Raw genomic sequence first — 11,752 nt, 5'->3', positions numbered from 1 at the left:
ATGAGCGGAATCAACGATAAATTAAGAAATCTACCAAAGACTGACGAGATCATACAGAGAGAAGAATTGGCTTCAGAGATAGCGGGATCTTCCAGAGAGATCGTGCTGGAAGCGGTGCGCGGAGCAGTGGACGAGCTGCGCCAGTCGATCCTGGCCGGAGAGGACGCGGAGATCGAGATGGAGTCTATCCTGCAGGCGGTAAAGAGCCGTATCAGGAGACTGGAACGCAGAAACCTGCGCCGGGTGATCAACGGCACCGGTATTATCCTGCACACGAATCTGGGACGGGCCAGGCTGAATCCGCGGATCGCGGCAGCCATAGCCGAGGCGGCTGAAAATTTTTCCAACCTTGAGTACGATCTGGACAGGGGACAGCGGGGATCGAGACATCAGCATATTTCGGCGCTGGCGGCCAGGATCACGGGAGCCGAGGACGCCATGGTGGTAAACAATAACGCCGCGGCGGTGGCGCTCTGCCTGTCCGCGCTGGCGCAGGACCGCGAGGTGGTGGTATCCCGGGGAGAGCTGGTGGAGATCGGAGGAGCCTTCCGCGTACCGGAGATCATGGAGCAGAGCGGCGCGTTCCTGAAAGAAGTGGGGACCACCAACAAGACGAAGCTCTCCGATTACGAAAATGCCATAGGCGAGAACACGGGTGCGCTGCTCAAGGTGCACACCAGTAATTACAGGATCATCGGTTTTACGGAGGAGGCGGCGCTGAGCGATATGGCTGAGCTGGGCCACCGGAGAGGTCTGCCGGTCCTGTACGATATGGGAAGCGGCCTGCTTTTGAATCTGCGGGAATACGGCGTGGACGAGCCTACGGTGCAGGAGGGACTGGCCGCGGGAGCGGACGTCGTCATGTTCAGCGGCGATAAGCTGCTGGGCGGGCCTCAGGCAGGCATCGTCGTGGGAAAAAAAGAGTATATCGAGCGCATGAAAAAACATCCAATGGCAAGGATGGTGAGAAGCGATAAACTGACGCTGGCCGGACTGGAGGAGACGTTCCGAATCTATCTGGACCGGGAAAAAGCGATGAAGGAGATCCCCGTATTGGAGATGATCTCGGCGGACAGAAAGGAACTGAAGGAAAAGGCCCTGCGTCTGCTGGCGTTGATCGAGGGCCGCATGGGGGGCTGTCGTGCGGAACTTGTGGAAGAGTGCTCGCAGATCGGCGGAGGGTCTGCGCCTATGCTGGATCTGCCCACTTTTGCTTTGGCTTTTTCGCCGGAGGTAATGACGGTGGATCAGCTGGAGAAAAGACTTAGAGACCATGAAATTCCAATTATTGCCCGCATATCCCGGGACAGGCTTCTGCTGGATGTGCGGACGATCGGGGAGAAAGAATTTTCTGTGATCGCGAAAGCAATGCTTGCTATTTTTCCTCAAATTTAGTACAATCATAGAGCGGCAGACGTTCGGTTCGTGAGAACGATCCGGCGGCCGTGTGCAGAAGAGATTCTGAGACAAGGGCCGGCGGTTGCTGCAGAGAATACCCTCAGCCGGCAGGGGCATACAGCTGAAAAAGCGTGGTGCACGCCCTGTCGACCGGTGTATGAATGGCGGAAATAGAACGATTTGGGAGTAGATGGGTGCTGGTGTGCCTTCTGGTCTTCAAAACCAGTTCGGGGGGTTAGGAGCCTCCTGGGTGGGTTCGATTCCCACATACTTCCGCCAGAATGGAGCCATTGGAAACAGTGGCTCCTATTTATTTTTCAACGTTTTGTGCATGTTGCTATTTTAAAAATTTACAACACATTGTTGCATGAAATAGACTGTATGTTGCATAGTTTTTTATCAAATGCAACATAAAATGCAACACAAAATCATGTTGTGTTGCATTCCAATAAATGTTATTCGTTTGGTTTGTTTTTATCTTCAATAAGGGATTCAAAATAATTTTCTATCAGCAATTCTGCTTGACTTGCGCCCTCGTATAAGGTATGTTGATAGACATTCTTCATAACGTCTTTACTGCTCCATCCGCCACGCTCCATTAAATATTTATCTCCAATATTTAACATAAGCCCAACACTTGCCATTATGTGGCGCAGATCATGCAGTCTCAACCGTGGTATACCGGCAAGGTCGCAGCATTTTTTCAAATGCGCCAGAATAGTTTCTGGATTCACTTTAAAGATATGTCCGTTGGCTTCCTCTGGAATAATCGCTTCAAGCTCATCAAGAATAAACTTCGGAATATGTATGGTCCGGGTTGACTGCTCTGTTTTCGTTGTATCTTTAATGACGAGATTTTCATTCTCATCCCTGACCATAGCTCGCTTAACTGTCAGCGTTTGAAGATTAAAATTAATGTCTTCCCAATACAGCGCGATTATCTCAGACCTTCTCAGGCCCAGTACAATTGCGAGTAAAAGGGCAGCGCTTAAACTATCCTTTTGTATTTCCAGCATCAGCTTTCTTATATCTTCTGCGGTGATCCGCTGAGGGATGAATTTTTTTCTCTGCGGCAGCAGGATATCCGGCTTAAACCCTTTTCTGTATACATTCAGTACGGTGGCTACAAAACCGTATGCATTAATTACTGTTTTCGGAGCGTATTTTTTAGATTCTCGATTAACCGCCTTCTGTATAGTTTCTTCTGTTAAGTCATTCAGCCTAACGCCAATAAGCTCTTTAAAACGTTCCTGCTGAATTTTCCTATATCCCCTTATGGTTGATGGGGATAAAATGTTAGATCTGGCTTCTATAAACGAATCCATAGCTTCATTCAATGTCATATTTCCACTATCCTTAGACAGCGCCTTTTTATGCTCTTTGAATAATTCTGCCTTTTTATTCGCTTCTCGTTCCGTTGCTTCCGTGAAGGCCCGGTAATGGCGCTTACCGTTCTCGTCTGTGTAGTCGTACACCTTCACGTGCCAATTACCAGACGGTAACTGCCTTGCTTTTGCCATAATAAAAAAACCTCCTTGTGCGCATTGCAAAATTGAGGTTCGTTGTGTTATACTTACTTTGTCAAGAGAGGTTCCACAACGAGCCTCATATATAACTTCCGCTCACCTGCGCCAACAGGTGGGCGGTTGTTTTTTATTCATTCAGTGCTCTAATTGTTCCATCCATCTACATTTCCGCGGACTTCAACAACTTTTCCGATGATCCGGACTTGATCATACGGATAAAACTTAGGCGAAAAAGCGGCTGCGTTAAGACCAACAATCATGATCCCAGAATCTTGTTTTATCACCTTTCTGGCCACGACTTTTCCCTCGATCTCAACGATCGCAATTTCACCACTTTCTACGTCGTCCTGTTTTTTGACTATGACTGTGTCACCGTCAAACATGCGGGGTTCCATGCTATGGCCCTTTATTTCAAATGCAAATACGTTTCCGCTTGGTTTTGCAGGATTATATTCAGATTCAAACTCGTCGGTCCATCCCATAAGGAAGGCTGGTGTAGTTTGTAATGCATTTGCAATTTTTACGATCATAGATTGAACAATATCCGTTTTCCCAAGTTCGATTTTATTGATAGATGTTCTTGATTTGTATCCAACTTCAAAGGCAAGGGCTTCTTGCGATATGCCTAAAGCGATACGCCTTTCTTTTATTCTATTTCCTATGGCGAGAAGCCGGTCTTGCTTTTCCATTATTATCACCTCAACGTAATCATAACATATTGAAGAATTTAAATCAACAAAAAAATAGATTTTCGCAAAAATATGTTGACTTTAGTTCTACTCAGTGCTATTATGAAATTGTAGATTTTAAATCTACAAAAGAAAGGGGGTGATGGTGTTGACGGATAGCAAAGCTTTAAGGGATTGGATAGATGCAAAAGGGTTAAAAATGAAAAAAATAGCTTCTGAATTGCACATAACTCCATATTCCTTACAAAAAAAAATTGACAATATGACTGAGTTTAAAGCCAGCGAGATAGCAGTATTTGTAACTGAGTTCGGCATGAGCAAATCTAAACGAGACGAAATTTTTTTTAACAAAGTGTAGATTTTAAATCTACAAACTAATAAGGAGAACATAAATGCCAAAGTTGAAAGAACGGCAAGATGAGAAGCAAGACCGGCTTTTTGCCGCATTCCTGGCCAAGAATATGGCATTGCGTCAAATCAGTAGCCAGGATGAAATTGCTAAGATGTTGGGGATTAATCGTTCAACTTTGAATTATAAGTTGAAGAATCCCGACAGGTTCACGCGTAAGGAACTCCGCTCCTTATTTAAGATGTTGGGGTTTACGGATGAAGAAAAGAGCCAAGTAGTATAGTCGGGTAGGCCGGTAGCATAATGCTGACGGCGTAAGAAGGAGGACACAGAAATGAAAGAACAGCTGTTTGTAGTCGGAATACGGCACAGAAAGACCAACGAAAAAATTAAACTGCAAGTTTGGGCCGATTGTGTAGACAACGCCACTCATGGACTAAGGGGCCTGATTAGCTATGATACTGAATACCTTTGGACAGGTAGCGGGCCCGTGTACGACGAACACGGCCAGATTATCACAAGAGACTCAGACAGGTAGGAGGAGGGTTGATATGAATTACACAAACACCAAAGAAGCCGCTACCGCGATCCGCGAAAACGGCATAATCGACCAGATCAATAAGGCTCTGGACGAGCTGGGCGTCCACGAGCCAGATGTGCGGGTCATACCGGTCGAGCTGGGTCATCACGAGACGACTGACCGCTACAAGGTGTATCTGGGCAACAAGTTTTTCGGCATCTGGGACAGCGTCCGGAAGACCTTTGTAGATTAATTAGGAGGAAGAGCATGAACAGAGACAAATTTGAGGAAGCGCTGAAGGTCCATACGAGGATCGGAGCCCTGAAGGAACAGCGGAAAACGATTGCCAAGGTAAGCACGCCCTTCCTTGTAACCATAGAGGACGGCTGGGGCGGGTATGCAGGCGCAAAGCCTCCGAACGATGTTGCGGCAAATGTGCAGGATGTCTTGGTGGACTGGTTGGACAGCGAGATCGCGAAGGAGGAGCAGGAGCTGGACATGATGCTGGAGGACAAGCCATGTACATAAGAGAGGACGCGGACAAGCTCCACCGACGCAGGGTGATCGCAAGTGCATTTGCCGCAGTGCTGTTGATCGTGATGCTGGTCTGCCTGTATCGGATCGACACGGTGTGCATGACGCAGGAGGACACACTGGATCAAGTGATGGAGCTGCGACGGGGGGGCGACGAGTTAGCGGACGCGGTAGATATCATACCGGTGGCAACGGTGTTGCTGGATGAGACGTCTCCGGATCCTGCGGTTGATCTGACAGCTGAGGATTACGAGCTGATCTGCAGAGTGGTAGCCGCCGAAGCCCGCGGAGAGAGCTATGGGGGCCAGCTGGCAGTGGCGCAGTGCATCAGAGACCGGGCGCGGCTCTGGGGCTTAACGCCGGCGGAGGTCGTAACGGCACCCGGGCAATTTGCAGAGCCGTACCAGGGCGAGATCGGGCCGGAGACCATGGCGGCCGTCAACGATTGCCTGATCGACGGGGCCAGTGCGCTGGATCGGCCGGTGACACACTTTGCGGAGGTATCGATCTCACCCTACTGGGCGGCGAATAAAGAGGTTGCTGGGGTGATCGGCAATCACAAGTTTTATAAGTAAGGAGGAGAAAATGGAAAAGAAAATTGTAATCGCAGAGGGGGATTTTAAGTCTGCTGCAGCACAGATACTTGGTGAGGTAGCTTTCGATTTATTGGTTCGAAAGGAAATAGCATTAAAAGCTGCAGAAAAAATTGGTCTTCCCCGCGCACGGGCAGAAACAGAGATTACCGAGGTACTGGACTATTCGGCGAGGGTGTTTGAAGAAAGTGGATGCGCACAGCGTATTCGTGCCAATATCACAATTCAGCGTGAGGGGAAGTAAAGGAGAAGAATAAAATGAATAAATGCACGGATTGCGAAGCAGAAATTGGGTCGTGGAAAGAAAAAGCGCCTGCCGGACGGCCATCCGAGCAAGGCGCACTTGTAAAAGATCATCTTCAGGATACCGCGGTGGACGGGAAAAGTCAAGGAGGAAGAAAATGACGGAAGAAAAAATGATAGTTGGTATGGCAAATAGAAAAAGGAAGAGCGGGCTGATAAATAGTGAGAACGAGCTGGGGCGAGTGGATCAGATCAGGATGATTCGTATAAACGGCGGCAATCAAATCGACCTTGCTGTAATTGACCCAACGGGGGAGCTTGGGAGGATAGTTAAAATACTCGTTGCGTCCAAAATACAGGAAGCGATTAAAACATGTGACGATGATTTTGCCGCTTTATAACAAAAGGAGACAATCTAATGTGGTGTAAATGGCGGGGCACGATCTGCCAGTCGGTGGACCCAGAGACCGGCTGCTGTGGTCTCCGGGAGTGCTGGCGAGACGCCGGGGAGGACCCGGATGACCGGACAGAGTACATACCAATAAGATGAACTCTATTAAACAGGAGAAAAAAATATGAAAGCAACAGGAATTGCGACTGAAACGTTGATCGAAAAACTTTCCGACTATCTGGAGCATACCAGAGAACTTAGAGCCGAGGGCATGGAGGATGCCGACCCTAATGCGGATTCCGTGCGCGTGGATAACGATCTGTACCGCAGATTGTTTGGGGAAACTCCGGTTAAGCCATACACTCGGAATTACGATCAGATGTACAGCTGTATTGGACGGCTGAAAATATGGACTATGATCAAGAAAAAAGAGCGTCCAGGAAACGTCAAGGAAGGAGTTTTCAGAAATGAATAAACTGTATGAAATTGATGAGGCAATCATGGAATGCCTGGATCTTGAGACGGGAGAAATTTTAGATGAGGAACGACTGAACGCTTTGCAGATGGAGCGGGATAAGAAAATAGAAAACGTTGCGCTGTGGATCAAGAATCTGAAAGCGGATGCTGAAGCCTACAAGGCGGAAAAGGACAGCTTTGCAGAGCGGCAGAGGGCAGCGGAGAACAAAGTAGAATCGCTGAAGGACTGGCTTGTGTATGCTCTGAACGGAAACAAATTCAGTACTACTAAGGTAGCAGTATCTTATAGGAAATCGGAATCTGTGTCGGTAGTCAATGCTGCGGTAGTACCGGAAGATTTTCTCACTTATGCAGAACCGACGGTGAACAAAACACTGGTGAAAGCTGCAATCAAAGCGGGAAATGAAATTCCGGGCTGCGAGCTGATCGAGAAGCAGAATGTGCAGATAAAGTAGGCGCGTTATGGAAATGGAAAAGCGGAGAAATGTTCCAATAAATCAGTTAAATCTAATGGGGAAAATGGCTTCAAAGATCATTGATATGCTGGCGGGATCGCCAAGTTACATAAAGAGCTACGAGGATATGAAGACTGTACTTGATATGGTTGGAAACATGATTGAGGCCGGAAAGGAAGAGACGTAATGGGGATTCCAGTTTTAATAATTGGAGAAAGTGGTTCGGGTAAATCTGCTTCTATGAGAAATTTTAAAAAAGGAGAAGTCGGCATTATCAACGTGGCAAACAAGCCGCTTCCGTTCAAGGGCAATCTTGGGAGCTTTGCAACTGACAATTATGACCGCATAAAGGAAATCATGCATAAGGCAAAAACAAAATCTCTGGTTGTTGATGATGCGCAGTACCTTATGGCAAACGAGTTTATGCGGCGGTCCAAGGAGACCGGATATCAGAAGTTTACGGATATCGGGAAAAATTTCTGGGACCTGATTATGACTGTAATCAATGAACTCCCAGGAGATATCATTGTCTATTTTCTCGGGCATCTGGAAAGAGACGCGGACGGGCACGAAAAATTTAAAACGGTTGGAAAAATGCTGGATGAAAAAATCACGACAGAAGGACTGTTTTCCATTGTGCTGAAAACGTCTGTGCAGGACGGGAAATATTCGTTTTCGACGCAGACAAACGGAATGGACACGGTAAAGTCACCGATCGGGCTGTTTGAAGAAACATCAATCGACAATGACCTGAAAATGGTCGATCAGAAAATCAGAGAATATTATGAGCTGGACAAAACGCCGGCAGTGAAGAAAACGGAGGTACAGTAATGAAAAAATTAGCAGGATTCGAGAAGGCGGCCCCTTATGCAGATCAGGCTCCGCTGCCTGTGGGTGGATATATTTTAAAGATTCTCGATGCAAGGGAAACTGAAAATTCGTGGGGAGGATCTTCGCTGGTAATCAGTTTTGACATTGAAGAAGGAGATTATAAGGGATTTTTCTCGAAGAATTATAAGGCGCAAACTCAGGAAGACAAGAAATGGAAGGGAACCGCCCGCTGGAATGTCCCGAACGATGATGGGAGCGAGAAGGATGCAAAGGCTATGCGGGCGTTCAAAACGATGATCACTGCCATTGAGGACAGCAACGAAGGTTATCACTGGGACTGGGACGAAATAAAGCTCAAAGGGAAGATTGTCGGGGGAGTTTTCGGGCGTAAAGAGTACGACTTCGACGGACGGCATGGATTCTACACCACCTGCAGGAACTTCAAAGCGGTTCACGCGATTCGGGAAGGAAGTTTTAAGGTGCCCGCTGACTGGTTGCTCAACAGAGAGCAAGGCACTTCTATACCCTCCGAGATCCCAGAAGGATTTGAGCCTTTGTCGGATGAAGATATGCCGTTTTAAGGGTGGATTATGAAATACACACCTTTTGAGCTTGAGAAGATGTTGGAATCCATGATCATTCTTGTGGATACGAGGGAACAGCCAGGAAAAAAGTTTAAGAGGCGCACGGAGACATTTGGATATCCCTTCGAACGCCGAAAACTGGAATTTGGTGACTATTCCTGTGCTTATAAAGACTTGGATGGACGAGAACGATCATTGGCCGGGAAAGTAGCCGTGGAGCGCAAAATGGATGCCAACGAACTGGCTATGTGTTTCACAAAGGAGCGGGAACGGTTTGAGCGGGAATTTCAGCGGAGTATGGAGGTCGGCGCCAGAATCTATCTCATCGTGGAAAATGAGAACTGGGAGAAGATCCTTTCGGGGAAATACGGTTCCAGCGCAAAGTATCGGAGCAGGCTCAACCCGCAGGCAATGAAAGCAAGCATGCTGGCGTGGGCCTGCCGGTACGATATCCATACACATTTCTGCAAAGAAGAAACGACCGGCGCTCTTATTGCGGATATTCTGCATTATGAGTTGAAGGAGTTGTTGCAGAATGAAGAATAGAACGGCAGAAGAAATCGTGGAGAGGGTGACAATACCGCAGGCGTTGAGCTATTACGGTTACGATCTCGGGAGACATGGCCGTATTCCATGTCCGTTACACGCTGGAAAGGACCCTAATTTCTCTTATAACGAACGAGTTTATCATTGTTGGACATGTGGGGCGAAGGGAAATGTTATCAGCCTTGTGATGGGTTTATTCGGTCTGAAATTTCCGCAAGCTGTAGTGAAAATGAACTGTGACTTTAATTTGAATCTGCCCGTTGGTAAATCTTCCATGCGTCAGCGGGCAGATGCACAGAAGCGGAGGAAGGTATTTCGGGAAGAACAGACAGAGCACGAGCGGATACGCCAAATATATCTGATGGCATGCAAGCTGCACGCAGTGTTGTATCGTTCGTTGCTCAAGAATCCGGATATAGAGGGTCTTGCGGAATACGTGGACTCTCTTGACCTGTGGCTGGATGAGCATTGCGAGGAGGTCAGAACTTGAACGAAATAACTACTACATTTACAAAAGAAGACTTTCTCGGTAGTACGGCCCCATTCGAGGAAGTCTATAGATACAAAGATAATCAATTTGAGCTGACAAGAGCTATTGAGCAAATGTCGGAGGCCGCAAGGGCTGTCAAGGTAACAAATTTCAAGAAAATGTTTAGGGAATACTGTGCCATGCAGAAACAGGTCAGCGGCGCGGCATACGCGGAGAATACCACCAATTTTGACGGCCAGGAAATGACGTTGGATACCGGTACATGGACAGCAGATGATTACGGCATTACAAGGGAGGGAGTCATGGGTGAGGTAGTCGCCTGTGTCCATCCGCTGATGCCGGTGCAACGTCTGGTGAACATCGATTCAGGAATCGAGAAATTAAAAATTGCCTACCGAAAAGGTAAAGGGTGGCGATCCATCATTTGTGATCGGAAACAGCTTGCCAGTGCGAACAAAATTGTCGAGCTGTCTGACTACGGCGTTGCGGTGACCAGTGAAAATGCAAAGCATCTGGTCCAGTATATCCATGATGTGGAGAACCTGAACTATGAGCGCATACCGGAGAACAATTCCGTAGGGCGGCTCGGATGGATCGGAAACTATGGATTTTCGCCTTACGTGGACGATCTGATCTTTGATGGAGATTTATCCTTCAAACACTTTTTCGAGGCTGTGAGCGAACGTGGACGCCTTGAGCGGTGGCTGGAGATAGCCAGAGAGATTCGGGCCGGAAGCATTTATGCACGGATTGTTCTCGCAGCCTCTTTTGCCAGCGTGTTGGTGGAGCCCTGCGGCGCCCTTCCGTTTTTCGTCCACCTGTGGGGAGGCACGGAGACTGGAAAGACCGTGGCTCTCATGCTGGCCGCCAGCGTGTGGGCTAACCCTGAAATGGGGCGATACATACACACCTTCAACTCGACTGCCGTGGCGCAGGAACTCTCTGCGGCATTTGTCAATTCTCTTCCACTGATCATGGATGAGCTTCAGATCGTAAAAGACCGGAAAGACTTTGACAATACAATTTACCAACTCTCAGAGGGAGTGGGAAAAAATCGCGGTCAAAAGACTGGAGGGCTCCAGAAAACAGGTACGTGGAACAACTGCATCATCACTACGGGAGAGCAGCCCATTTCGGGAGGTTCTTCCGGCGGTGGAGCGGTGAACCGGATCATTGAAATCAACTGCGAGGACTTGAAACTGTTTGACGATCCGGCCCGGGTGGCGGATGCAGTAAAAAAGAATTATGGTCATGCGGGAAAACTCTGGATTTCAGAGCTCCAGAAGCCGGAAGTCATGCAGCAGGTCAAAGACATACAGAAGGCCATCTATAAGAATCTTTCCGCAGGTGATACGACGGAAAAACAGTCACTTTCCGCCAGTCTGATTCTGGCGGCGGATACGATGACAACCCTCCTGATTTTCAAGGATGACAGATATCTTTCAGAGAAGGATATTGCCCCGTTTCTGTCTACAAAGGCGGAAGTATCCCAGAACGGCAGGGCCTATGCCTGGCTGTGTGAATGGGTGGCGCAATATCGGAACAAGTTTGACACGACCAGCGCGGTCGCACAAGACTTCTGGGGAAGATTCGAGGATGAGGATACGGTCTGTATTATCCGCAACATATTTGATAAAGCCTGCGGTGAGAATGGGTTCAACCCAAAAAGTTTTCTAACATGGCTTAGAAGCAATAACCTGATAGAAATACCAGTAAAAGGATTCACTAAAACTAAAAAAGTAAATGGGGTTCCGTGCAATTGTGTCGTTCTTCGCCTGTGCGGTTTTGAGGAAATGCATGATGAAAATGTAAACGAAATACAAAATCTGCTTGGTTTCTAGGAAGTGGTTACACTTTGTTACACCGAACGAAAGCGTTGCGGAAACTGCGTTTCAGAGATTTTTTCCTGGCTCGTGTAACTTGGACAAAAATATATACAACTATATAGGATATATATATTGAATAAAAAAAGGTAGAATATGTAAACTAAAAAAACCTCGCGCGTATGGGAACCTCTAAAAAAGTTACACAGTTACACCAATCTATGAAAGCGTTGAAAACACTTGCTTGTAGAGTGTAACCATGAGTAACACCGAGTTACACAAGTTACACTGGAAGGATGTGAA

20 protein-coding genes and 1 tRNA gene are annotated in these 11,752 nt (G+C 47.5%); 19 read left to right on the top strand and 2 right to left on the bottom strand.

The window, feature by feature from the left end; genetic code table 11:
• Both selA and E0E37_RS18490 read left to right on the top strand, forming a co-directional pair.
• The gene (gene selA, locus E0E37_RS02850; RefSeq protein WP_130861469.1) at nt 1-1,395 is read left to right on the top strand and encodes an L-seryl-tRNA(Sec) selenium transferase; all 1,395 of its coding nucleotides are present in this window, start codon (nt 1-3) and stop codon (nt 1,393-1,395) included.
• A 185-nt stretch (nt 1,396-1,580) separates the two neighbouring features.
• A tRNA-Sec gene (locus E0E37_RS18490) sits at nt 1,581-1,677 on the top strand.
• Between the two features lie 176 nt (nt 1,678-1,853).
• Here E0E37_RS18490 and E0E37_RS02845 read toward each other — a convergent pair.
• Together E0E37_RS02845 and E0E37_RS02840 are read right to left on the bottom strand one after the other, a co-directional pair.
• A complete protein-coding gene (locus tag E0E37_RS02845; protein ID WP_130861468.1) occupies nt 1,854-2,918 on the bottom strand; it encodes a tyrosine-type recombinase/integrase in 1,065 nt (354 codons plus the stop codon).
• 149 nt (nt 2,919-3,067) lie between these two features.
• The gene (locus E0E37_RS02840; protein ID WP_130861467.1) at nt 3,068-3,613 is read right to left on the bottom strand and encodes a LexA family protein; all 546 of its coding nucleotides are present in this window, start codon (nt 3,611-3,613) and stop codon (nt 3,068-3,070) included.
• 148 nt (nt 3,614-3,761) lie between these two features.
• On the opposite strand from E0E37_RS02840, the gene E0E37_RS02835 reads away from it, so the two are divergent.
• The 17 genes from E0E37_RS02835 (at nt 3,762) to E0E37_RS02760 (ending at nt 11,467) form a co-directional block, all read left to right on the top strand.
• Nucleotides 3,762-3,971, top strand: coding sequence for a toxin-antitoxin system, antitoxin component, Xre family protein (locus tag E0E37_RS02835; protein WP_130861466.1), 210 nt, complete (start codon nt 3,762-3,764; stop codon nt 3,969-3,971).
• 34 nt (nt 3,972-4,005) lie between these two features.
• Nucleotides 4,006-4,245, top strand: a complete 240-nt coding sequence (locus E0E37_RS02830; RefSeq protein WP_130861465.1) for a helix-turn-helix domain-containing protein — start codon at nt 4,006-4,008, stop codon at nt 4,243-4,245.
• Nucleotides 4,246-4,296: 51 nt separating this feature from the next.
• A complete protein-coding gene (locus E0E37_RS02825; protein ID WP_130861464.1) occupies nt 4,297-4,500 on the top strand; it encodes a hypothetical protein in 204 nt (67 codons plus the stop codon).
• Between the two features lie 13 nt (nt 4,501-4,513).
• Nucleotides 4,514-4,735: a hypothetical protein gene (locus tag E0E37_RS02820; RefSeq protein WP_130861463.1), complete on the top strand. Its 222-nt coding sequence runs from the start codon at nt 4,514-4,516 to the stop codon at nt 4,733-4,735.
• A 14-nt stretch (nt 4,736-4,749) separates the two neighbouring features.
• Nucleotides 4,750-5,010 carry a hypothetical protein gene (locus tag E0E37_RS02815; protein WP_130861462.1) on the top strand — a complete coding sequence of 87 codons (261 nt, stop codon included), beginning with the start codon at nt 4,750-4,752 and terminating at the stop codon, nt 5,008-5,010.
• Nucleotides 5,001-5,591, top strand: coding sequence for a cell wall hydrolase (locus tag E0E37_RS02810; RefSeq protein ID WP_130861461.1), 591 nt, complete (start codon nt 5,001-5,003; stop codon nt 5,589-5,591). The genes E0E37_RS02815 and E0E37_RS02810 overlap by 10 nt, the downstream gene beginning before the upstream one ends.
• A gap of 10 nt (nt 5,592-5,601) precedes the next feature.
• Entirely contained in the window at nt 5,602-5,853 is a 252-nt protein-coding gene (locus E0E37_RS02805) for a hypothetical protein (protein ID WP_130861460.1), read from the top strand.
• 14 nt (nt 5,854-5,867) lie between these two features.
• Entirely contained in the window at nt 5,868-6,014 is a 147-nt protein-coding gene (locus E0E37_RS18485) for a hypothetical protein (RefSeq protein WP_165445169.1), read from the top strand.
• Entirely contained in the window at nt 6,011-6,253 is a 243-nt protein-coding gene (locus E0E37_RS02800; RefSeq protein ID WP_130861459.1) for a hypothetical protein, read from the top strand. Before E0E37_RS18485 ends, E0E37_RS02800 begins: the two co-directional genes overlap by 4 nt.
• Nucleotides 6,254-6,427: 174 nt before the next feature.
• Nucleotides 6,428-6,718 (top strand): hypothetical protein, encoded by a 291-nt coding sequence (locus E0E37_RS02795; RefSeq protein ID WP_130861458.1) that lies wholly within the window; start codon nt 6,428-6,430, stop codon nt 6,716-6,718.
• A complete protein-coding gene (locus tag E0E37_RS02790; protein ID WP_130861457.1) occupies nt 6,711-7,175 on the top strand; it encodes a siphovirus Gp157 family protein in 465 nt (154 codons plus the stop codon). Before E0E37_RS02795 ends, E0E37_RS02790 begins: the two co-directional genes overlap by 8 nt.
• A gap of 7 nt (nt 7,176-7,182) precedes the next feature.
• On the top strand, nt 7,183-7,362 hold the full coding sequence (locus tag E0E37_RS02785; RefSeq protein WP_130861456.1) for a hypothetical protein: 180 nt from the start codon (nt 7,183-7,185) through the stop codon (nt 7,360-7,362).
• Entirely contained in the window at nt 7,362-8,006 is a 645-nt protein-coding gene (locus tag E0E37_RS02780; RefSeq protein WP_130861455.1) for an AAA family ATPase, read from the top strand. The genes E0E37_RS02785 and E0E37_RS02780 overlap by 1 nt, the downstream gene beginning before the upstream one ends.
• Nucleotides 8,006-8,587 carry a hypothetical protein gene (locus E0E37_RS02775; RefSeq protein ID WP_130861454.1) on the top strand — a complete coding sequence of 194 codons (582 nt, stop codon included), beginning with the start codon at nt 8,006-8,008 and terminating at the stop codon, nt 8,585-8,587. Before E0E37_RS02780 ends, E0E37_RS02775 begins: the two co-directional genes overlap by 1 nt.
• Nucleotides 8,588-8,596: 9 nt before the next feature.
• Entirely contained in the window at nt 8,597-9,136 is a 540-nt protein-coding gene (locus E0E37_RS02770) for an ERCC4 domain-containing protein (protein WP_130861453.1), read from the top strand.
• Entirely contained in the window at nt 9,126-9,626 is a 501-nt protein-coding gene (locus E0E37_RS02765; protein WP_130861452.1) for a CHC2 zinc finger domain-containing protein, read from the top strand. Before E0E37_RS02770 ends, E0E37_RS02765 begins: the two co-directional genes overlap by 11 nt.
• Complete coding sequence (locus E0E37_RS02760; RefSeq protein ID WP_130861451.1) at nt 9,623-11,467, top strand: DUF927 domain-containing protein; 1,845 nt, start codon at nt 9,623-9,625, stop codon at nt 11,465-11,467. Before E0E37_RS02765 ends, E0E37_RS02760 begins: the two co-directional genes overlap by 4 nt.
• The last annotated feature ends 285 nt before the right edge of the window (nt 11,468-11,752 follow it).

It is taken from the genome of Bacilliculturomica massiliensis (assembly GCF_900605495.1).
Taxonomy (GTDB): Bacteria; Bacillota; Clostridia; order Peptostreptococcales; family Anaerovoracaceae; genus Bacilliculturomica; species Bacilliculturomica massiliensis.
Note: the sequence above shows the minus strand (reverse complement) of the source record. Positions and strands in the feature narration are given on the sequence as shown.